This is a genomic window from Nodosilinea sp. LEGE 07088 (genome assembly GCF_015207395.1).
Lineage (GTDB): Bacteria > Cyanobacteriota > Cyanobacteriia > Phormidesmidales > Phormidesmidaceae > Nodosilinea.
The window spans coordinates 1-18,875 of record NZ_JADEWX010000056.1 but is presented as its reverse complement, the minus strand read 5'-3'; the positions used below and the strand labels follow the sequence as shown (position 1 = coordinate 18,875).

Below are 18,875 nucleotides of genomic sequence, written 5' to 3'. Positions count from 1 at the left end.
TGAATTAATGCCCTAGGGCACCGGTGAATGGGGTCACAGCAGGAGGTTTTAGAGTGAAGCCAGTAACGTAAGGCGATTATAGCCTGCCCCCCAGCGTTCAATTCCCTAGCCCTGAGGGGTAGACTTCCCAGATCACCGCCCCAGGGTCTACTGCTCATTCAAGGGTGGCCTTGGCCCCGCGCCGCTGTCCAACTTTGGCAATAAAGAAATCTTCGAGGGTCGGGCGCGTCTGCTGCAAGGCAATCAGCTCTCCACCGGCCAGGGGAATCTGATGGGCAAAATCGTAGGGATCCCCCTTCACATGGCCCTGCCACAGGTCGCCCTGCACCGTTATTTGCTCAAGTCGGGGGGCCAGCTCGTCAAGCCGACCGCCCCGGCCTTTCACCACATACTGGTCGGCGCTGCCCAACAGCTGGTCAAGGCTGCCATTGGCAATCAGCTCTCCCTGATCGAGAATGGCGATGCGATCGCAGATGACCTCCACATCCGACAGAATGTGGCTGTTAAAAAATATAGTCTTGCCCTCGCGCTTCAGGGCCAAAATGATCTCCCTCACCTGAAACCGTCCGGTGGGATCCAGCCCCGACATCGGCTCGTCGAGAAACACCATGTCCGGGTCGTTGATCAGCGCCTGGGCCATGCCCACCCGCTGCACCATGCCCTTAGAATAATGCCGCAACTGCTTCTTCTTAGCCGCCGCCTGGGGGAGCCCCACCAAATCTAGCAGCTCGGTGATGCGGCGCTGTTGGGTCGCCCGCGATAGGCCAAATAACCCAGCGCTATACTGCAAAAACTCCCACCCGGTCAAAAAATCGTAGAAGTAGGCATTCTCCGGTAGGTAGCCAATGCGCTGCTTGACGCTACTGTGGCCCAGTGGATGGCCCAGTAGCGTCGCTGTGCCCGCTGTCGGGCGAATAATACCGAGCAAAACCTTCAGCAAGGTAGTTTTTCCAGCCCCGTTAGGGCCCAGCAAACCAAACGTCTCACCCCGGTGAACTGTGAGAGAACAGGGCTGGAGGGCGGTGACCCGTTGGTTGAGCCAAAACCCAGTACGGTAGGTTTTACTTAGCCCTTGGGTGTGCACAATAGCCGGAGCGGCGTCGGGTTTGTTAGTTAGCCCAGCTGGTGACGATGCAGTGCCCATGAGACTTGCCTGTAGAACTGGATAAAACTGCCTCAGCTCCTAGGAGTGATGCCAGCATAGCGCTGTTAGGGTACCCACCCAATGGCACTATGGTAATAACCCAGGGGCTCAACTCCAGCTCTGAGCCAGGTAAAATCGACTGACCCGAGGCGCAATGCCATTCACTGAAACCAAGACACTGCTATGGATCGCTCTAAGCTAATTGCTATTTTGACCGGGGCTATTTCTCTACTGCTGGCCATGGGCTATTTGATACTGGTACAGATGCTCGATTTCCGTGGCGACATGGTGCCCGCTCCGCTCAGCTCTGTACCGCTGTTTTTGTCCAGCACCCCTAGTCTTGGCTCAATGGTTAGCCAAAGCTTTTTTTGAGCATCTGTGCGTCTCGGCGGGCAATTTTTTTGTGGGTAATTGAGAGGGCAAAATCAAACCGCTTATCCAGAGCCTAGTCCAGAGAAAATTTTGGTCCATCTCCGTGATTCAAGCTGGTCTAGAAGCGCCACCTTGTTCGCCGCCCGCATGGCTTGCTCTTATTCATTAGCAATGCTTATGAACTGCTTGGCAGTAGGCCCGATTTCTCTATAAGGCTTGCTGTTTCAGGGCAACCACGCCTAGGTTGTAGGTCAATGGGAGCTAGGTTTTGCCCCCAGAGGTAAACCCGATGACCATTGACTTTGGCATAGTATTATTGCGATTAATATTGAGGAATTTATCCGCTACTCAGCAGGAACCCATGGCCATGCAACAGCTTGAGACGACATCGACCCTTGATTACCAGTCAGCGCATTACAAAGATGCCTACAGCCGCATTAATGCCATTGTGATTGAGGGCGAACAAGAAGCCTACGACAACTACCGCCAGCTGTCGGAGTCACTACCTGACTCTAAAGACGATCTTCTACGCCTAGCCAAAATGGAAAACCGCCATATGAAAGGCTTTCAAGCCTGTGGTAAAAATTTGGCCGTCACCCCCGACATGGAGTTTGCCGCCAAATTTTTTGCGCAACTGCACCAAAATTTTCAGCAGGCTTGGGCTGAGGGCAAAATTGTTACCTGCCTCTTGATTCAGTCTCTGATTATTGAAACCTTTGCTATCTCGGCCTACAACATTTACATCCCAGTCGCCGACGACTTTGCGCGTAAAATTACTGAGGGTGTGGTTAAGGACGAATACAGCCATCTCAACTTTGGCGAAGAATGGCTCAAGGCCAACTTTGAATCCGCCAAGGCTGAACTAGAAGTGGCCAACCGCCAAAACCTTCCCATTGTCTGGTCTATGCTCAATCAGGTGGCCGACGACGCCGCCGTGCTGGGCATGGAGAAAGACGCCCTGGTCGAAGATTTCATGATTACCTACGGTGAAGCGTTGACCAATATTGGGTTCTCTAGCCGTGAAGTGATGAAGCTTTCGGCCCAGGGTTTAGCGGCTGTCTAGGGCGATCGCCCGACGCCGGTTGCCACCTTGATTGCTTTGCTAGCTAATCTCTCTGCTGCCCGGTGCTCTATTCAATCCAGCACTGGGCAGTTTATCGTAGGTAAATTGCTAACCTGCACCACTTACCCCGGCGCCTTACCCTAAGTACCCTAGATTTGCGATGTTTGGCCTCATTGGACATTTAACTAGCCTTGACCATGCCCAGCTTGTAGCTCGAGATCTGGGGTATCCAGAGTATGCCGATCAGGGGCTCGACTTTTGGTGCAGTGCCCCGCCCCAAATTGTCGACACCATTAAGGTCACCAGCGCGACCGGTCAGCAGATCGAAGGTCACTATGTCGAATCGTGCTTTTTGCCCGAAATGCTAGCGGCTAAACGCATCAAAGCGGCTACCCGCAAAATTATCAACGCTATGGCCCACGCCCAAAAGCACGGTATCGACATCACCGCCCTGGGTGGGTTCTCATCGATCATTTTTGAAAATTTTAACCTCAGCCAAATTCAGCAGGTGCGCAACGTCACCCTTGAATTTGATCGGTTTACCACCGGCAACACCCATACTGCTTACATCATTTGCAAACAGGTGGTGGCCGCTGCTGCCAAGCTGGGCATCAACCTCTCCGATGCCACCGTGGCCGTGTGCGGTGCCACGGGGGATATTGGCAGTGCCGTATGCCGGTGGCTGACCGCCCGTAGCGACATCAAAGAACTTTTGTTGATTGCTCGTAACCAGGAGCGTATTCAGCGCCTGCGCGATGAATTGGGCTGTGGGGTCGCTATGGATCTTGATACCGCCCTAACCAAGGCCGATATCGTGGTGTGGGTCGCCAGCATGGCTAAGGGGGTTGAGGTCGACCCCCTTAGTCTTAAGCGTCCCTGCCTGATGATCGACGGTGGCTACCCCAAGAACCTCGACCAACGGTTTAACTACGAAGGTGTCCACGTTTTGAAGGGGGGCATTGTGGAGCACTCCCTCGATATCGACTGGCACATCATGAATATTGTGAATATGGATGTGCCGGCTCGTCAGCTGTTTGCCTGTTTTGCCGAAGCTATGCTGCTGGAGTTTGAGAAGCTGTACACCAACTTCTCCTGGGGGCGCAACCAAATTACCCTCGAGAAAATGGATATGATTGGCCAGGCATCTCAGCGCCACGGGTTTCGTCCGCTTCTCGACCTCAATGTCGTACCGTTGGTAGCAAAACCCTCCTAGGGGAGATGTCCTGCCGGTAGGGTTAGATGGTTAGCCTTAGGCAGAGGGGACATCGGCTTGGTATCCTAGATTGCAGACGGGCAAGGATTTTCTGGGCAACTAGGGTATTCTTCGCTCACCTTAGCGTGTTACTTGTTTTTTCCTGGCTATGGCCCTACCTGAGCGCAAGTCTATTTTGTTGTCCTTTGAAAAACCTCTCGCTGAACTGGAGGCGCGCATTACCCAAATTCGAGAGCTAGCCGAAGAAAATGATGTCGATGTTTCGACTCAGATCCGTCAGCTAGAGGCCCGCGCAACCCATCTGCGCCAAGAAATTTTTGCTAATCTGACCCCTGCCCAGCGGCTACAGGTGGCCCGTCATCCCCGTCGGCCCAGCACGCTTGACTATATTCAGGCTATTACCGACGAATGGATTGAGCTGCACGGCGATCGCGCCTCTGGTAAAGACGACCCTGCTTTGGTGGGGGGAGTAGCGCGTCTGGATGGTCGATCCGTGGTGATTTTAGGTCACCAGAAAGGCCGTGATACCAAAGACAATGTGGTGCGTAACTTTGGCATGGCATCGCCGGGGGGCTACCGCAAAGCCATGCGGCTGATGCGCCACGCCGATCGGTTTGCCATGCCCATCATCACCTTTATAGATACTCCCGGAGCTTTTCCTGGCTACGAAGCTGAGGAAATGGGCCAGGGCGAGGCGATCGCCTATAACCTGCGGGAAATGTTTGGCCTGACGGTGCCCATTGTCTGCACCATTATTGGCGAGGGCGGATCCGGTGGTGCCCTGGGCATTGGCGTGGGCGATCGCCTGCTCATGTTTGAGCACTCGGTTTACACCGTTGCCAGCCCTGAAGCCTGCGCGGCCATTCTGTGGAAAGATGCCGGTCGGTCTGGGGAGGCGGCCGAAGCCCTCAAAATTACCTCCTGGGATCTCAAGCAGCTGGGCATTTTAGATCACCTGTTGCCTGAGCCCGTCGGCGGTGCCCACGCTAACCCCATTCAGGCGGCAGAAATGCTCAAGCAGGCCCTAGTCCAACAGCTCGCTGAGCTATCGCAACTCCCACCCGCGAGGTTGCAGCAGCTGCGCTACCAGAAATATCGCCAGATCGGCGTTTTTGCTGAAGCGGCCTAGCCCTCTATCACGCCGATACTGCTGCTCAAAGCCATTCCTCAAGCGGAGTTAATTTCTCATTAATGTGTGGGTTTAAGGCCAGCGCTAGGGTAAATAAGAGCCCTGCAGGCGGAAAATGAGAATTGGTTAAGACTGTGTTTACATTTGTTAACATGATTACGGTAGTCGCGTATCGGGTCTCTGCTAGGGGCGTCGGGCTCCTTGAATCTCTGATACTTGGGTACTGACGGCTGACGTTCTTTGTTGATTGGTAATTTCCATTGCAGAATCCTATCCCTTCTGATCTACCCCGTCGGGCCCTGGTAACTGGGGCAAGCCGCGGTATTGGTGAGGCTGTTGCCCACGCTCTGGCCCAGGCTGGCTATGACGTAGCGCTGCTCAGTCGCTCCCTTGAGACGCTAGAGCCAGTGCGGGCGGCACTAGCTGACTATGGCGTTGTCGCTAAAGCCTATGCTATCGACTTAGCAAAGGTGGATAGCGTGCGCAGTCGTATGTTAGAAGTAATCGCTGATTTTGGCCCTTTCAGCGTGGTGGTTAACAACGCTGGCATGGGTTATACCGGTGCTCTGGCGACCATGCCCCTAGCGGACTGGCAACAGGTCATGGATTTGAATCTCACCGGCGTGTTTCAGTGCATTCAAGCGGTGCTGCCCACACTGCGGCTGGGCGGCGGCACCATCGTCAATGTGGCCTCAGTCGCCGCCCAGTCGGCCTTTCCCGACTGGGGTGCCTACACCGTCAGTAAGGCGGCCCTGGTAGCGTTGTCTCGAGTGCTGGCGGTAGAAGAGCGGGGCCACGGTATTCGAGTGGTGACGGTATCGCCAGGGGCGGTCAATACCCCGATTTGGGATACCGATACCGTGCAGGCTGACTTTGATCGCTCGTCGATGCTGACCCCTGAGGTGGTGGCGCAAACTATCCTCCACACGATTCTATTGCCTCCCCATGCGGTGATCGAAGACCTCACCCTGATGCCTGCGGGCGGTGCCCTCTAACCAGTTTTTTACCCTGTTGTGACCTGGCTAACTCAGCGAGTGGCCCTGATTTTGTTGAACCTCTGGAGTGTTTAGAATTCCTATGACTATCGCATCCTCAAACGGCCTTAACGACAGAGCCACTGGCAAAGGTGCTGGTGCTAAGGCAATTTCCCAAGCGGCTGTTCGGCCCGATCGCACCCATAGCTATCGGGAAGAGGCTGACCAATACCCTATCCCCGAGACTAGCTTCGAAGACATGAGCGACGCCGTGCGCACCATGTTGCTCTCGGTGGGTGAAGACCCTGAGCGGGAGGGGTTGCTCAAGACCCCGAAGCGGGTGGCCGAAGCCATGCGGTTTCTTACCAGCGGCTATCAGCAGTCCCTCGAAGAACTCGTCAACGGGGCGATCTTTGACGAAGGCCACAATGAAATGGTGCTGGTGCGCGACATTAACTTGTTTAGCCTTTGCGAGCACCATATGCTGCCCTTTATGGGCCGCGCCCACGTGGCCTACATTCCTAACCAGCGGGTAGTGGGCCTCAGCAAACTGGCCCGCATCGTAGAAATGTATTCTCGCCGCTTGCAGGTGCAGGAGCGCCTCAATCGCCAGATTGCCGAAGCGGTGCAGGAAATTCTCGATCCTAAGGGGGTGGCTGTGGTGGTTGAAGCCAGCCACATGTGTATGGTGATGCGTGGGGTGCAAAAGCCAGGCTCTTGGACGGTCACCAGCGCCATGCTGGGTGTCTTTCAAGAAGACTCTAAGACCCGCGAAGAGTTTCTCAGCTTGATTCGTCACCAACCCTCTTTTTTCTAGGTCATAGGTCTTCTAGAAGCCGATAAATAGTAGATCCATGAGCCGGGCTGTCGCAGCAGCCCGGTTTTTTTGCCGATTTTTTGTCGTGATGCGGGCCAGTTGGTGCGGGCCAGTCCATGGAGGGTGCGATCGCAACCAGCCCTAACGCGCGGCCTATCGGCCCCAATCTGCGCAGGCCCCCAGGGGATTAGAGGCGTTGTTTGGGCAAAAGTGAGCTAATATCTAAGCCAATTCGGCTGCTTCGGCCCCATAGGGCCATATTCGCCACGCTATGGGGCAGATTCAGTTGCTCGTTTTTAGCCAGCTGCTTTCAGAATCAGGCGGTTGGCTATGGACGAGGTAACAGAGCTGGCGATGATGTGTGAGGGGTTCGGGTCAATTGCGATTAAAGCAGGTTTTGACGGGTGTCGTGGGGGTGGCTGGTGTATGCCTGTTTGGCAGCCTACCGGCTAAGGCTACAGCGCGTCTGCAAACCTGGCAGTTTGACACGGGCCAAAACCGACTTGTGTTTACCACTGAGGGTGGTGTACAGCCCCAGGTGAGCTGGTTGACCAACCCTCGTCGGTTGGTGATTGACCTGCCCGGTATTCTGTCTGAGACGGCCCTCGGCGATCAGTTCGTGGGTGGTGCGGTGCAGGCCGTGCGGGTGACTCAGGTCGATGCCCACACGACTCGCATGGTGTTAGAACTTAACCCTAGCTACGACCTCGACCCCAAGCAGGTGAAGGTATGGGGGCTGACCAGTCAGCAGTGGGTGGTGCAACTGCCGGGGGCCACGCCAGCACCGCCTGCTAACGACAGCATAGTGATTCCAGATTTCTCCAAAGCGGCCGTGCGTCCCCTAACGGCAGTAGGAGATGACCCACTGCCGCCACGGCTGAGCCGCAACCAGGTGAATACGACGGCGGTGCGGGCAACTGCTACGGTGCTGCGGGGAGTGCAGGTAACGGCAGAGGGATTTTTTATCCACAGTGCCGGGGCCATACCGCAGGTGCAGGTATACCGCACTCGGGATGCCAACCAGACCCGTCAGCTGGTGATCGATGTGCTGGATGCCGCCATCGTGCCAGGGCTGGCCCCAGATGCGCTGCCCCAGGGACGCTATGGCATTCAAAGCTGGAGCTTAACCCAGTTTGCTACGGCCCCACCAGCGGTCAGAATTACGCTTTCCCTAGAGGGCTATAGCCCTGACTGGCAAATCACGCCCCTGACGAGCGGTGGTATATGGGTGACCCCCATTGGTGTAGCGCCTAGCCAGATTGCCGCCCCCCCCACCACGGTGGTGCTACCCGTGGTACAGGCGGCTGCCCCAGTCCCCATTGGCTCATCTACGGCTGCGCCCCAGCCCACCCTTAGTCCATCGGTACAGCAAGCCGCTGTGCCCAACCGCAGTCAGGTCTTGGTGATGCTAGACCCCGGTCACGGAGGCGTGGATCCAGGAGCGGTGGGAATTGGTGGTTTACAGGAAAAGGGGGTGGTGCTGGCGGTGGCCCAGCACACAGCGGCGGCCCTACGAGCTCAGGGTGTGGCGGTGCAGTTTACCCGCCAAGGTGACCAGACCGTTGACCTGCAACCTCGGACCGAGATGGCGGACGCAGCGCGGGCCACGGTGTTTGTGAGTATTCACGCCAACGCGGTGAATATGCAACGCCCGGAGGTGAATGGGCTGGAGACCTACTATTACTCAGATGCGGGCCGGGTGTTGGCCACAGCCCTCCAGAACCATGTGTTGAGCGTGCTACCCACCCACGATCGCGGCGTACGCCAGGCCCGCTTTTGGGTGCTACGTCGCACCTCTATGCCCGCCGCGCTGATCGAAATTGGCTTTGTCACTGGGGCGACCGATGCCCCGAAGCTGCGCGATCCTCGCTGGCAGGCCCAAATGGGTCAGGCGATCGCCCAGGGTATTTTGAACTACCTGCAAGGCCAGCCCTAGCCCAGAGCACGATAGATATGGGAGCCACCTAGATCCTCTGTGCTGCGGCCAGTTCTGCTTCAGGGATAGTCGGTGATAATTCTGCCAGCAGGCTCAGCAACTCGCGTTCAAAAGCGACCTGGGCGCGGTTGGTTCTACCGCCTATATAGAGAATGCCATCCTGTTCTAAGGCCCACACCTGAGAGTGGGAGACATAGCTCATAATCACCCCTACCATGAGTAACCCAAACCCGGTATATACCAGGGGAATGCCAGGGTCTGCCTTGATTTGTAGGCCAGTACTGCCCACCACATCTACCAGCGACAGGGTGACCCCGTTGACCTCCGTGGCCATGCCCTGGCGTACGGTGGCCATCAGCTGACCACCATTGTCGTAGATTAAAACAGATCCCTGGAGGTCGCTAGCCAGTAGCGTGACGCCCTCGCTCATGTCGGGTTTAGTGGGTAGCCAGGTGCCCCAAAACCTAGGCCCGTCAGAGTCTAATAGCTGCATCGGCAGCTCCAGCACGGGGCTGTTGTTGAGCTTTACCTGAACGGCCGCAATGCCCCAGTCGGCCTGATATAGGGTGACACCCTTGTGGCGCAGCGGTTCGTTGACGTAGATGGTCTTGCGATCGGCCTCATCCCCGGCCTGGTTAAGCACCGATAGGTCAGAATAAAACTGATCGATATGGCCTTCGGGCGTGTAGTCAATCCAAAAGCGGTTGACTCGTACTGACCAGTCTTTGGGGATGTAGGCCTCTGCCCAGGGGCCGGCGTCAAAAATATTGCGAATTTGAAAGGTTTTACCACTGGGTACGATCTCTTGGGCAAAAAAACCGGTCATGGCGCCTGCGATCGCCCCCAATAAAATCAGCAACATGCTGGCATGTACCACGATCGGGCCGATTCTCCCTACAATTCCCTTGCGCCCGTAGAGTTGGGTACCCTCCTGAAAAATGCGATACCGCTTTTGAGTGAGGCTATGGGCCAGTACGGGTAGGGGGGTAGCCGATAGCTCAGCGCTGAGGGCCAGCTTTTGAAACTGACGCGGCTGGCTATAGTACTTCCATTTCTGGGCGGCTCCCAGGGCAGGAAATTGGCGAGTAAACGTGCAGGCGGTGAGGCTAGCCCCAAACAAAATCAGCAGAGCCAAAAACCACCAGGTGCGATAGACGTGATCGAGGCCGCTGATTAAAATCACCTTCCAGCTGAGGAAGCCAAACAGGGCTGGATCAGCGGGATAGTTCGTTTGGTAAAACTCCAGGGTCTGGCCCTGCTCGATCACGGTGCCGCTAATGCTAAAAGCTGCGATCGCCAGCAGCAGCACGATAGCGAGTCGTAGGTCAGCCAACAGAGGCAGCAGATCTTGGCGAAAATAGTCACGCACGACATCCCAGAGCGTCGGTTGGGGAGCTGAATCAGATGGGGCCATAATATCCCTTACAACGGGCCAAAAATACTGGGCTGGCTGGAGCTAAATCAGAGTGGTGGGCAAGAGTCGGGATAGCAGTGAAAACACCCCAAACCCTAGAAGCAGCGCCCCGCTAGCTGGGGTGACCCAGCTCGACCACTGCCGCAGTTCCAGCAGACGTTTGAGGCTGGCGGTAAATGTACCTGCCAGCACCAGCGGCGTGACATAGCCTACTGCGTAGGCGAGTAAGAGTGCGCTGCCCAACACCGGATCTTGGGTAGCCGAGATCCAGGCCAATAGAGTAGCCAGCACCGGGGTGCTACAGGGCGATGCCACAATGCCAAAAGTGAGGCCTAACGCGTAGGCTCGCAACCAGGGAGGCAAATTCCAGCGGTCAAAGGTAGGGCCTACGCCACTGGGCAAAGCTATGGGGACAACCCCCAGCAGGTTGAGCCCCATGACGATGGCCACCAGACTGACAACCACGGGCAGGCCCCAGGCTACTTGGCCATAGACATAGCCAAATAGCCCAGCAATCAGCCCTAGCAGGGCTAAAGTCGTGGCTAGGCCGAGGGCAAACGAGAGCGATCGCACCACTGCCCCGCCTCGGCTTCCCTCCTCATAACCGCCCATGTAACCCACCATAATGGGCAGCATCGACAATAGGCAGGGCGACAGGCTGGTGAGCAAACCGGCTAGCCCAACTACCGTTAGACTCACCCAAGACACCTCAGTCAGCTGGTTGCTCACCAATTGATTGGCCCACTGGGTGAGCTCATATAAATAAAGCTGAACGCTTTGAAACATTGCTAGCGTGACGACCGAGACAAGCCGTTACCATTGTAACAATCTGGCCAACTACTCTCAGCCTTAGGGCTCAAGAAAGAACGCTACCGCCATCCATCACCCTCAGCGACGATGGCCCAGGAGGATGGGTCTTTCGCCGTCGCAAAGGCAAAGGGGCCTCCAGATTAATCTCTCGTGCTGCCCGCACCAACAGCGCTGCGATCGATAAACTGGCCACCATGGAGCTGCCTCCATAGCTCAGCAGTGGAAACGGCAGCCCTGTCGTCGGTAGCACCCCAGTAGCAACTCCGACATTTAAGAGCGCCTGGCCGACTAGCAGCACCATACCGCCTACCGCCACCAAGCGATGTAACGGCTGCTTGAGCCTAATCGCCACCAGTAGCGCTAGCGAGGCATAAACCCCAAGAAAAAGCAGCAATACCAAACAGCCCACAAAGCCAAACTCTTCGGCAAAGACCGCAAAAATAAAGTCAGTGTACTGAATCGGCAATGAATATAGCTTCTGCTGGGATAACCCAAATCCCTGTCCCCAAAATCCACCCGAGCCAATCGCAAGCAGGCTCTGAACCAATTGATAGCCCTGGTTACCGGGGTCAGCCCAGGGATTGAGAAATGACACAATTCTCTGGCGTTGATAGGTATTGAGGCTGACACTCACAGTTGCCATCAACAACCCACCCCCAGCCGTCAGCAGCAGATATAGGTATGGTAGGCCCGCCGCTAGAGCAATCAGCCAGAGCGTCAGTCCACAGATCGCCGCTGTACTGAGATTGGGCTGCATTAAAATCAGCCCTAGAATGGCCGCAAAAATACCTAACCAGGTGAGGCGTGTGGGCCAGGTAAGCTGATGCCAGCGGCCAAACAGTCGTGCTCCTTGCAAGACTAAACAGGGTTTCAGTAACTCCGAAGGCTGAATCATAAAGGGCCCTAACGGGAGCCACCGAGTCGCTCCATTCACGGTTACTCCCAGGGTTGGGATTAGCGTCAGGGCCACCAGCCCAACCAAAACCAGCAAGATAATGCCCGAACCTTGAATGAGTCGATCCAGCGAGGTATGGACAATGCGGTTGAAAATCACCAGCCCGATGGCAACCCACAGTAGCTGCACTGCAACGTAGTGTAAGCCATAGCCATGCTCGGTTACTGACACAGCATAGGAGGCTGAGAATAATACCAGCAGCCCCCCCCCTAGCCATACAAAAGTCAGCCAGCGAAGCCAGCGAGCTTCCGCTGCCCATCGGCCCACCGTTGGGTCAATCCATGGAATCAATCGAGCAATATTCACCCTGCCATCCTGTGTGCCCTAGGCCAAGTCTTTCAAGGGCTAAGTATAGCGGAGGGGGTCAAAAGCCGCTCGTGATTGCAAGTATATTTTCACACCCTCTGACAGAATTTTGAGAGGGTGAAAACAGGCTCAAAAACACAACATGCAGGGCAAACCTATAGGTTTGCCCTGCATGTTGGCAGCCTAAAAATTTCATTTAGAAGACGTTGCGTTGCAGCCAGACCTCTAAAGTAAGCCAGTGTTGGCCCCTTGCCGACCGGTAGCCAGCTCAACTTTGACGATTTTACCGCCCATTTTTTGAATCCGCTGCTGCTCTTTGAACCAGTTATCGTAGGGTACCAGTTTAGTAAAAAAGGTATTTTGCAATTCACGCTGGGTACGAATCCTAGTTTGGCTAGGAACACAGGCGGTGATCTTAAACATGCGCATGGCCGAAAACTCTCCTGCTATCTCACTGCACAGATGTAAACACTCAAAAGCCAGAGTCGAAAGCCAATGCTTGAACATCAGGAAGACAGTACAGCGCAACCCGGTGTCCTCAACACTCGCCCCTGACTCTGGCCTAGGTTAGCTCTGGCCAAAGACCAAAGCGCAATGGATGAGCCTGGACTAGCTCAAGCCAGAGCAGATGTAGTCGAAGTAAACGCCCATTTCCTTGCCAGCATCGGCACCCACCAGGCTGGCGGTTACTTCTTTCATGGCTTGGATGGAGTTGACGGTAGCGCCGATGGGCACACCCAGAGAGTTGTAGGTTTCTTTCAGACCGTTCAGCACCCGCTCATCGAGGATAGAGGGATCTCCAGCCAACATGGCGTAGGTGGAGTAGCGCAGGTAGTAGTCGAGGTCACGGATGCAGGCAGCATAGCGACGGGTGGTATACATGTTGCCGCCGGGACGGGTGATATCGGAGTACAACAGGGACTTAGCCACAGCTTCCTTTACGATCTCAGCAGCATTGGCGCTGATGGTGCTTGCCGCACGAACGCGCAGCTCACCGGTTGCGAAGTAGCCCTTGAGCTTGTCTAGAGCGGAACCGTCCAGGTACTTGCCCTGCACGTCGGAGGAATTGATAACAGAAGTAATTGCGTCTTGCATTGGTGAAGCTTCCTTAGAACTGACGTATTCTCAACAACGAATCGACGGAGTAGCGCAGCTGCGACTACTGCATAGCGCCGACAACATAGTCGAAGTAGGATGCGGCTTCAGCGGCATCGTCGCTGGACAGCAGCGAAGACGCTACGGCTTTCATGGAGCGCACGGCTTCGGCCACAGCGGGAATGGGGGTACCCAGCGAGTTGTACATTTCACGCACACCCACCAGACCAATTTCTTCGATGGGGGTCACATCACCAGCCACTACACCGTAGGTGACGAGGCGCAGGTAGTAGTCCATGTCGCGCAGACAGGTGGCGGTCATCTCTTCGCCGTAGGCATTGCCACCGGGAGAAACGACGTCGGGGCGCTTTTGGAAGAGCTGGTTGCCAGCTTCCTTAACGATGCGCTCGCGGGACTCAGTCAGTACCTGAGCAATCCGCAGGCGACGCTCGCCAGAGGTAACAAAGCCCTTGATGCGATCCAGTTCGCCGGGGCTGAGGTAACGAGCCTCAGCATCGGCATTCACGATTGACTTCGTGACAATACTCATTGATGGATTCCTCCGAAAAATATGACCAGATAGTATGAAACTGGCATTTAAGGGTGCAGGGCCAGAGCTAACTCTAAACAGAACCTCAGATCTGGCAACCTTCCCGATTAATTGTCCGGTATTGCGTCAGCCTTCTTCAAAGCTGCGAAATATTTTGTAATAGTTTTCCTCAGTTTCTCCGAGGGCTGGTAAAAACGCCATCCTGGGGAATTAAAGGGAACAGTCTAAGCCCTAAAAGGGCACAGACCTGGGGCATTTTAGAACCCAGGTTTAATATTTCGCAACAAAACTAAGCATCCGCATAAACTGAGACAAAATGCCAAGATGTCCCATGGCTTTTGACCAAAAAAGTCAGATCTGAGGGAGCGATCGCTCCCTCAGATTATTTGCGGCCTAGACGCGTCGATAGGGTACGCCCTGTTCGCCAAAGTAGCGCAGATACTCAGCGGAGTTAAGTATAGCGGTAGCCGCAGCCATAGCGCCTTGCTCAGCAGCCACTGTGGCATATTCAGTTGGCTCTAGGTTGCGCCCCAGCAGCTGGCGGCCCATGATGGCCACTAGTTTTGGCATGGGGTAGGTGGCGACAAATCGCTCCTGGTAAGCAGGAGATTGCACTAGCTGACGAATGAAGTCGCGCAGGGTGATGCGATCGCAATGTAGAGCCGCTTCAGCCTCTGGCAGTCGCCAATCAGCAGGAATTTCTCCCTCGGGTTGTAGCATCACCTGACGATAGACGGCCATGAGCACCTGATTGACGTGCTCCGGGCCAATCCCCGACTGGTGACGGTAGAGCCGAGTGCTAGACAGCACCTGCGGCGATACGTCAGCTTCCACGGCTGCTCGCCCAACGGTAGCCGCTAGTTGAGCTGAGGTAGAGGCTTGCGCCGCCACCGCCTCAGCCATCAAGGGCATGTCGGCCACATCCATGGTGGCTGGAGCACTGCTGAAGCTCGGCACGATCAGATCGCGGTTTTGCTTCGTGAGTCGGTTGTATAGACGCTCGGTGTTGGGGAAGTTGGCCGCTGGCAGAGTGGGATAGCGACGGTAGGGCACCGTGTCTTCGCCAAAGTTCTCGGCGTACTCGGGGGTGTTGAGCATAGCCTGAATAAACCCACGAATACCTTCGCTAGCCAAGATCTGGTTGTACTTACGAATCTCAGCCTGATCCATGGGCGCACGTCCGAGGAAGTGCTTGGTGCCAAACTCGATTACCTGGGTATTGGGGTAAGGTGCGTAGAACTCTTTGATATAGAGCGTTGAGCAACCTAAGCCCTCAATAAACTCTTTCAGGTTGATTTCGCCATTGCCCAACTTGCTTTCCAGAGCGGTGAACTCGCTCTTGACAATGTAAGGCGCAATATCGCGCTCAAAGATTTGTCGGTAAGCCGCAGCCGTGACCTGCTTGAGGTTAGGCTTGTCGGCCAAGGATGTGAGCTTAAAGACCTTGGTTTGTTGGCGCTGGCGATTGACACCCTGATTGAGGCGACGCTGCACATCTGGGATGGCCCGATCTTCAGTGACGGCTCCCAATTCCACAAAACGAGGCGTGCTGGTGTCGGGGATGGGAACCATCCCTTTTTCAGCCAGAGAACCAGCCCGCATGCTGCGCATGGCTAGCCCCTTGGGCGTCAGGTAACGCTCGTAGGGTACGGTGTCCTCCCCAAAGGCCTCAACATACTCCTGGCTGTCGATCATTGAATCGACTAAGGCGTAAAAACCTTTCTTCGCGCAGATGTCGAAGTAGGCGTTGGTTTCCTTCCGCCCGTAGGTGGGGCGACCCAACAGCCTGCGATGAATATATTCCACCGCCTTCATCACGTAGAGCGATGTCCAGTAGGTCTTGCGGAAGGCCTCGGATTTGGCGATCGCTCGAATGAACTCCTTCACTGTAATCTCGCCGTTCTCCAGCTTGATTTCAGCAACGTTAGAGCGCTGGCCTGAGTACACCTCACGGCCAAATACTTGGCGGTAGGCGGCGCTGATCAACGTCTGGGTCGAGCTTTCTGAGTAGCGGATGCTAGCTTTGGTATTCCCCGTCCTGGGAATTTGATCTAGCTTAAATACCTTAGCCCCCAGAGAACCTGGATTCTCAGGCCGAGCCGCAGGGTTACTCAGCTGATTGTTGATGCCGGCGCCACGGTGAATCAGAATCCGGCGAGTGTCTTTGTTGAAGAACGCTGGCGTCGCACTGGGGTTGCGAGTCTCCTTGGGAAAGATGGCTCCAAACTGAATCTCTAGCGGATCGTTGCCAGATCCATAGGGATGCTGATCGGGTAAAGGCTGCTCGTAAGCCGCAAACAGCGTAATGAACTGCGGCTTTTTGCGGAAGGGGGCACTGTAGTTAAACAGGTCAAACTGAGGTCCCCAGTTACGGCACTCTTGGGCTTCTTGACCTAGCCCCCGCAGGTAAGGCACTGTCTCTTCGCCAAAATAGTCGGCATACTCTTTAGAATCGACCAAGGCATCGACCAGAGCCGCCAAACCACCCCTGGAGACGATCGCAAAGTAATTGCGCACCTCTTCACGGGAGCTGGGCGCCCGACCCAGAATATGGCGAAAGGCCAGTTCTAGCGCCCGGCTGTTGATATAGGGATCGAAGAAATTTTTGCGGTAGAGGGGGGACTTGGCCAGCCGGCGAACAAACTCTTTCATAGAGATTTCGCTGTTTTTCACCTTCGACTCTAGATCCGAGACCGAAAGGGAATAAGCCCGAGTAATGTCACGCTCAAACAGCTGCCGATAGGCCGCCTTCACTACGTCATTTTTCTCGACCGCTGACAGCCCGGGCTTCATAGCGTATTTGGGGCGTCGCTCCGCTGCATTGAAGTAAATCTGAGGCAGCTGCAGACCCTGCAAGTCGCTAGAAGGCCGTTGCCGCACTTTGCTAGAGGGGGTAGGTGCCTTGAACTCGCTCAGCAGCACTTCAAAATACTGAGCCACAATGCCCTGGGCATCGGGATCGCTATTGAAATAGCGCAGTGCGGCGGCCCGCATAGTTTGAATCGCCACAATCGTGGCTGCCGATGAGCAGGCGTTTTCAATGATTTCGCGCAGACCCCGCACGTTCACCGAGATGATGTTGGGGTCGCCCGCCACGATCGCGTAGGTCACGTAGCGCAGGAACCAACTCATGTCGCGGAGCGACTTGGTCATGTTGCCGGGGCCGTAGCGCGACACACTGATGGGGCGAAATCCTGGGGGGACAGGGCCAGAGGGGGTCGAGCTAAACAGGTTTGAAAACAGACCGCCGCCGCTCTCAATAAAGGTGGCGGTGCCGAGTTTCGAGGCCTCGGCCTCGTTAAGCACAGTCCCGGCCCGGCTCTTTTCCATGGGCTGGTCGTCATCGACCCGCTCCAGGTAAGCCAGGGGAGAACCACCAGTGAAGATACGGTTGGCCGCCTGGGAGACGATTAGCTCAGAGTAGCGAGTCAGAAGCTCGGCGATTTGCACCCGCTTCAGACCAGAATTAAAAAAGCCCGATAGCTCCTCTAGCTCTCCTCGACCCATGTAGCGGTCTTGCTGCTCGGCCTGGGAAATTGTGGCCACTGGCAGAGTTTGGTAGAGCTGGGGCCGCGCCGGTGCACTTCCACCACTTGCTTTAACACTCATGCGTTTTCAAAGGCTCCCTATGCGGACTAATGACGGCATCAAATTAAAGAATCTATCAGTCGGTTGTCATGGTCAGGGTTCTGAATTGCCCAGGAGCATTGATTGCAATAACGCTCTCACAACTGGCACAGAACTGTCGAACCCCCCGGAGGTAAAGCGTTGTTAACCTCACCTGCCGACCACCCAAGTCAGGCACCGAATGCGGTATCTATGAGTGGCGGGCTGTTCACTGACCTGGATTCAGATTAAACCGTTTCAGGACAGCAACACAGATTATTAAAAACTGTGAAACATCCGACCTGGCAAATGCCTTTGGTCATCATAGGGGATGGCTATGACACTCCTGAGAGGGCAGATAAGTTTTGTAACGTTTCGTGATAAATCTGGCGGCTTCGGCGGCTGAAAAACCCTGTTTGGCAGGGTTTGATCGATAGTTTAGCCGTAACGCTAGCCGAGCCTGGGGCGGTACGCGGACTCTGTCTGCTGGGGCACCAGTTAACCAGACTGGTCTGGCAAAATTCATTAATTCACTTGTTTAATTCCACTTGTTTAATTCCAATAGATTCTATGGACGACTCGACCAAGAGCCAGGCGGTCAGCGAAGCGGTGGCACGCCTCTACAACACCTATCCCTTCCCACCTGAGCCGATTCTTGACGCTGCTCCCCCAGGGTATAACTGGCGCTGGTATTGGCCCACGGTGCATAGCTTTTGCACCGGAACCGCCCCAGCTGCCAACACAGTACGAGTATTGGATGCGGGCTGTGGCACAGGCGTGAGTACCGAGTACATTAGCCATCTAAATCCTGAGGCTGATGTCCTGGGCATTGATTTGAGCGAGGCGGCGATCGCCACGGCCACTAAACGCTGTCAATCTTCTGGTGCCACCAATGTTCAGTTTCGCCAGCTCAGTATCTACGATGTCGATCAAGTCGAGGGTGAGTTTGATTGGATTAACTGTGTCGGTGTCATTCATCACCTGCCTGACCCGCTCAGAGGGCTGCGGGCGCTGGCGACTAAGTTGGCCCCGGGCGGCTTGATGCATTTATTTGTGTATGCCGCCGTTGGCCGGTGGGAAATTTCGCTGATGCAGCGGGCGATCGCGCTGGTGCAGGGCGATCGGCGAGGCGACTACCGCGATGGCGTTCAAGTCGGGCGACAGATCTTTACCAGTCTGCCCGAGGGCAATCGCCTCAAGCAGCGGGAGCGCGATCGCTGGGCGATGGAAAATCAGCGAGATGAATGCTTCGCCGATATGTATGTGCATCCCCAAGAGGTCGATTACACCCTCGACAGCCTGTTCGAGCTCATTGAGGCCTCGGAGCTAGCGTTCGTTGGCTTCTCAAACCCCCAGGTATGGCAGCTCGATCGCCTACTAGAGGCCGATTCAAGCTTGCTAGCCAGGGCCCAGCAGCTTCCCGAAAAAGACCGGTACCGACTGATCGAACTGCTCGATCCTGAGATTACTCACTTTGAATGGTTCTTGGCC

Annotated in this window: 16 protein-coding genes; 8 read left to right on the top strand and 8 right to left on the bottom strand. The window is 55.4% G+C overall.

Annotated elements, in window-relative coordinates:
• Positions 1-154: 154 nt before the first annotated feature.
• Positions 155-1,144 (bottom strand): ABC transporter ATP-binding protein, encoded by a 990-nt coding sequence (locus IQ254_RS14270; protein WP_193966823.1) that lies wholly within the window; start codon positions 1,142-1,144, stop codon positions 155-157.
• Positions 1,145-1,327: 183 nt separating this feature from the next.
• Here IQ254_RS14270 and IQ254_RS14265 point away from each other — a divergent pair, with 183 nt between their 5' ends.
• From IQ254_RS14265 to IQ254_RS14235, 7 genes are all read left to right on the top strand, one after another.
• The gene (locus tag IQ254_RS14265) at positions 1,328-1,516 is read left to right on the top strand and encodes a hypothetical protein (protein WP_193966822.1); all 189 of its coding nucleotides are present in this window, start codon (positions 1,328-1,330) and stop codon (positions 1,514-1,516) included.
• A 367-nt stretch (positions 1,517-1,883) separates the two neighbouring features.
• The gene (locus tag IQ254_RS14260; protein WP_228040714.1) at positions 1,884-2,579 is read left to right on the top strand and encodes an aldehyde oxygenase (deformylating); all 696 of its coding nucleotides are present in this window, start codon (positions 1,884-1,886) and stop codon (positions 2,577-2,579) included.
• Between the two features lie 160 nt (positions 2,580-2,739).
• Positions 2,740-3,792: a long-chain acyl-[acyl-carrier-protein] reductase gene (locus IQ254_RS14255; RefSeq protein ID WP_193966821.1), complete on the top strand. Its 1,053-nt coding sequence runs from the start codon at positions 2,740-2,742 to the stop codon at positions 3,790-3,792.
• 148 nt (positions 3,793-3,940) lie between these two features.
• Complete coding sequence (gene accA, locus IQ254_RS14250) at positions 3,941-4,921, top strand: acetyl-CoA carboxylase carboxyl transferase subunit alpha (RefSeq protein WP_193966820.1); 981 nt, start codon at positions 3,941-3,943, stop codon at positions 4,919-4,921.
• Positions 4,922-5,181: 260 nt separating this feature from the next.
• Positions 5,182-5,916 carry an SDR family oxidoreductase gene (locus IQ254_RS14245; RefSeq protein ID WP_228040694.1) on the top strand — a complete coding sequence of 245 codons (735 nt, stop codon included), beginning with the start codon at positions 5,182-5,184 and terminating at the stop codon, positions 5,914-5,916.
• A gap of 82 nt (positions 5,917-5,998) precedes the next feature.
• Positions 5,999-6,712, top strand: a complete 714-nt coding sequence (folE, locus tag IQ254_RS14240; protein ID WP_193966819.1) for a GTP cyclohydrolase I FolE — start codon at positions 5,999-6,001, stop codon at positions 6,710-6,712.
• Positions 6,713-7,091: 379 nt separating this feature from the next.
• Positions 7,092-8,648, top strand: coding sequence for an N-acetylmuramoyl-L-alanine amidase (locus tag IQ254_RS14235; protein ID WP_193966818.1), 1,557 nt, complete (start codon positions 7,092-7,094; stop codon positions 8,646-8,648).
• Between the two features lie 28 nt (positions 8,649-8,676).
• On the opposite strand, the gene IQ254_RS14230 is transcribed toward IQ254_RS14235, so the two are convergent.
• From IQ254_RS14230 to IQ254_RS14200, 7 genes are all read right to left on the bottom strand, one after another.
• Positions 8,677-10,062 carry a cytochrome c biogenesis protein gene (locus tag IQ254_RS14230; protein WP_193966817.1) on the bottom strand — a complete coding sequence of 462 codons (1,386 nt, stop codon included), beginning with the start codon at positions 10,060-10,062 and terminating at the stop codon, positions 8,677-8,679.
• A 42-nt stretch (positions 10,063-10,104) separates the two neighbouring features.
• Positions 10,105-10,848 carry a cytochrome c biogenesis protein CcdA gene (locus IQ254_RS14225; protein ID WP_193966816.1) on the bottom strand — a complete coding sequence of 248 codons (744 nt, stop codon included), beginning with the start codon at positions 10,846-10,848 and terminating at the stop codon, positions 10,105-10,107.
• A gap of 70 nt (positions 10,849-10,918) precedes the next feature.
• A complete protein-coding gene (locus IQ254_RS14220) occupies positions 10,919-12,133 on the bottom strand; it encodes an FtsW/RodA/SpoVE family cell cycle protein (protein WP_193966815.1) in 1,215 nt (404 codons plus the stop codon).
• A 225-nt stretch (positions 12,134-12,358) separates the two neighbouring features.
• Positions 12,359-12,562, bottom strand: coding sequence for a phycobilisome linker polypeptide (locus tag IQ254_RS14215; RefSeq protein ID WP_017299912.1), 204 nt, complete (start codon positions 12,560-12,562; stop codon positions 12,359-12,361).
• 180 nt (positions 12,563-12,742) lie between these two features.
• Positions 12,743-13,228 (bottom strand): allophycocyanin subunit beta, encoded by a 486-nt coding sequence (gene apcB, locus IQ254_RS14210; protein WP_193966814.1) that lies wholly within the window; start codon positions 13,226-13,228, stop codon positions 12,743-12,745.
• A gap of 64 nt (positions 13,229-13,292) precedes the next feature.
• Complete coding sequence (apcA, locus tag IQ254_RS14205; protein WP_193966813.1) at positions 13,293-13,778, bottom strand: allophycocyanin subunit alpha; 486 nt, start codon at positions 13,776-13,778, stop codon at positions 13,293-13,295.
• A gap of 393 nt (positions 13,779-14,171) precedes the next feature.
• Positions 14,172-17,387 carry a phycobilisome rod-core linker polypeptide gene (locus tag IQ254_RS14200; RefSeq protein WP_193966812.1) on the bottom strand — a complete coding sequence of 1,072 codons (3,216 nt, stop codon included), beginning with the start codon at positions 17,385-17,387 and terminating at the stop codon, positions 14,172-14,174.
• A gap of 567 nt (positions 17,388-17,954) precedes the next feature.
• Between IQ254_RS14200 and IQ254_RS14195 the strand changes: the two genes are divergently transcribed.
• Positions 17,955-18,875: bifunctional 2-polyprenyl-6-hydroxyphenol methylase/3-demethylubiquinol 3-O-methyltransferase UbiG (locus IQ254_RS14195; RefSeq protein WP_193966811.1), on the top strand; the 921-nt coding region annotated here is incomplete at its 3' end.

What these genes read in the sequence shown, in the direction of transcription:
- IQ254_RS14270 (WP_193966823.1), bottom strand. Translation starts at nt 1,144, where the DNA reads ATGGGCACTGCATCGTCACCAGCTGGGCTAACTAACAAACCCGACGCC.
- IQ254_RS14265 (WP_193966822.1), top strand. Translation starts at nt 1,328, where the DNA reads ATGGATCGCTCTAAGCTAATTGCTATTTTGACCGGGGCTATTTCTCTA.
- IQ254_RS14260 (WP_228040714.1), top strand. Translation starts at nt 1,884, where the DNA reads ATGCAACAGCTTGAGACGACATCGACCCTTGATTACCAGTCAGCGCAT.
- IQ254_RS14255 (WP_193966821.1), top strand. Translation starts at nt 2,740, where the DNA reads ATGTTTGGCCTCATTGGACATTTAACTAGCCTTGACCATGCCCAGCTT.
- accA (WP_193966820.1), top strand. Translation starts at nt 3,941, where the DNA reads ATGGCCCTACCTGAGCGCAAGTCTATTTTGTTGTCCTTTGAAAAACCT.
- folE (WP_193966819.1), top strand. Translation starts at nt 5,999, where the DNA reads ATGACTATCGCATCCTCAAACGGCCTTAACGACAGAGCCACTGGCAAA.
- IQ254_RS14230 (WP_193966817.1), bottom strand. Translation starts at nt 10,062, where the DNA reads ATGGCCCCATCTGATTCAGCTCCCCAACCGACGCTCTGGGATGTCGTG.
- IQ254_RS14225 (WP_193966816.1), bottom strand. Translation starts at nt 10,848, where the DNA reads ATGTTTCAAAGCGTTCAGCTTTATTTATATGAGCTCACCCAGTGGGCC.
- IQ254_RS14215 (WP_017299912.1), bottom strand. Translation starts at nt 12,562, where the DNA reads ATGCGCATGTTTAAGATCACCGCCTGTGTTCCTAGCCAAACTAGGATT.
- apcB (WP_193966814.1), bottom strand. Translation starts at nt 13,228, where the DNA reads ATGCAAGACGCAATTACTTCTGTTATCAATTCCTCCGACGTGCAGGGC.
- apcA (WP_193966813.1), bottom strand. Translation starts at nt 13,778, where the DNA reads ATGAGTATTGTCACGAAGTCAATCGTGAATGCCGATGCTGAGGCTCGT.
- IQ254_RS14200 (WP_193966812.1), bottom strand. Translation starts at nt 17,387, where the DNA reads ATGAGTGTTAAAGCAAGTGGTGGAAGTGCACCGGCGCGGCCCCAGCTC.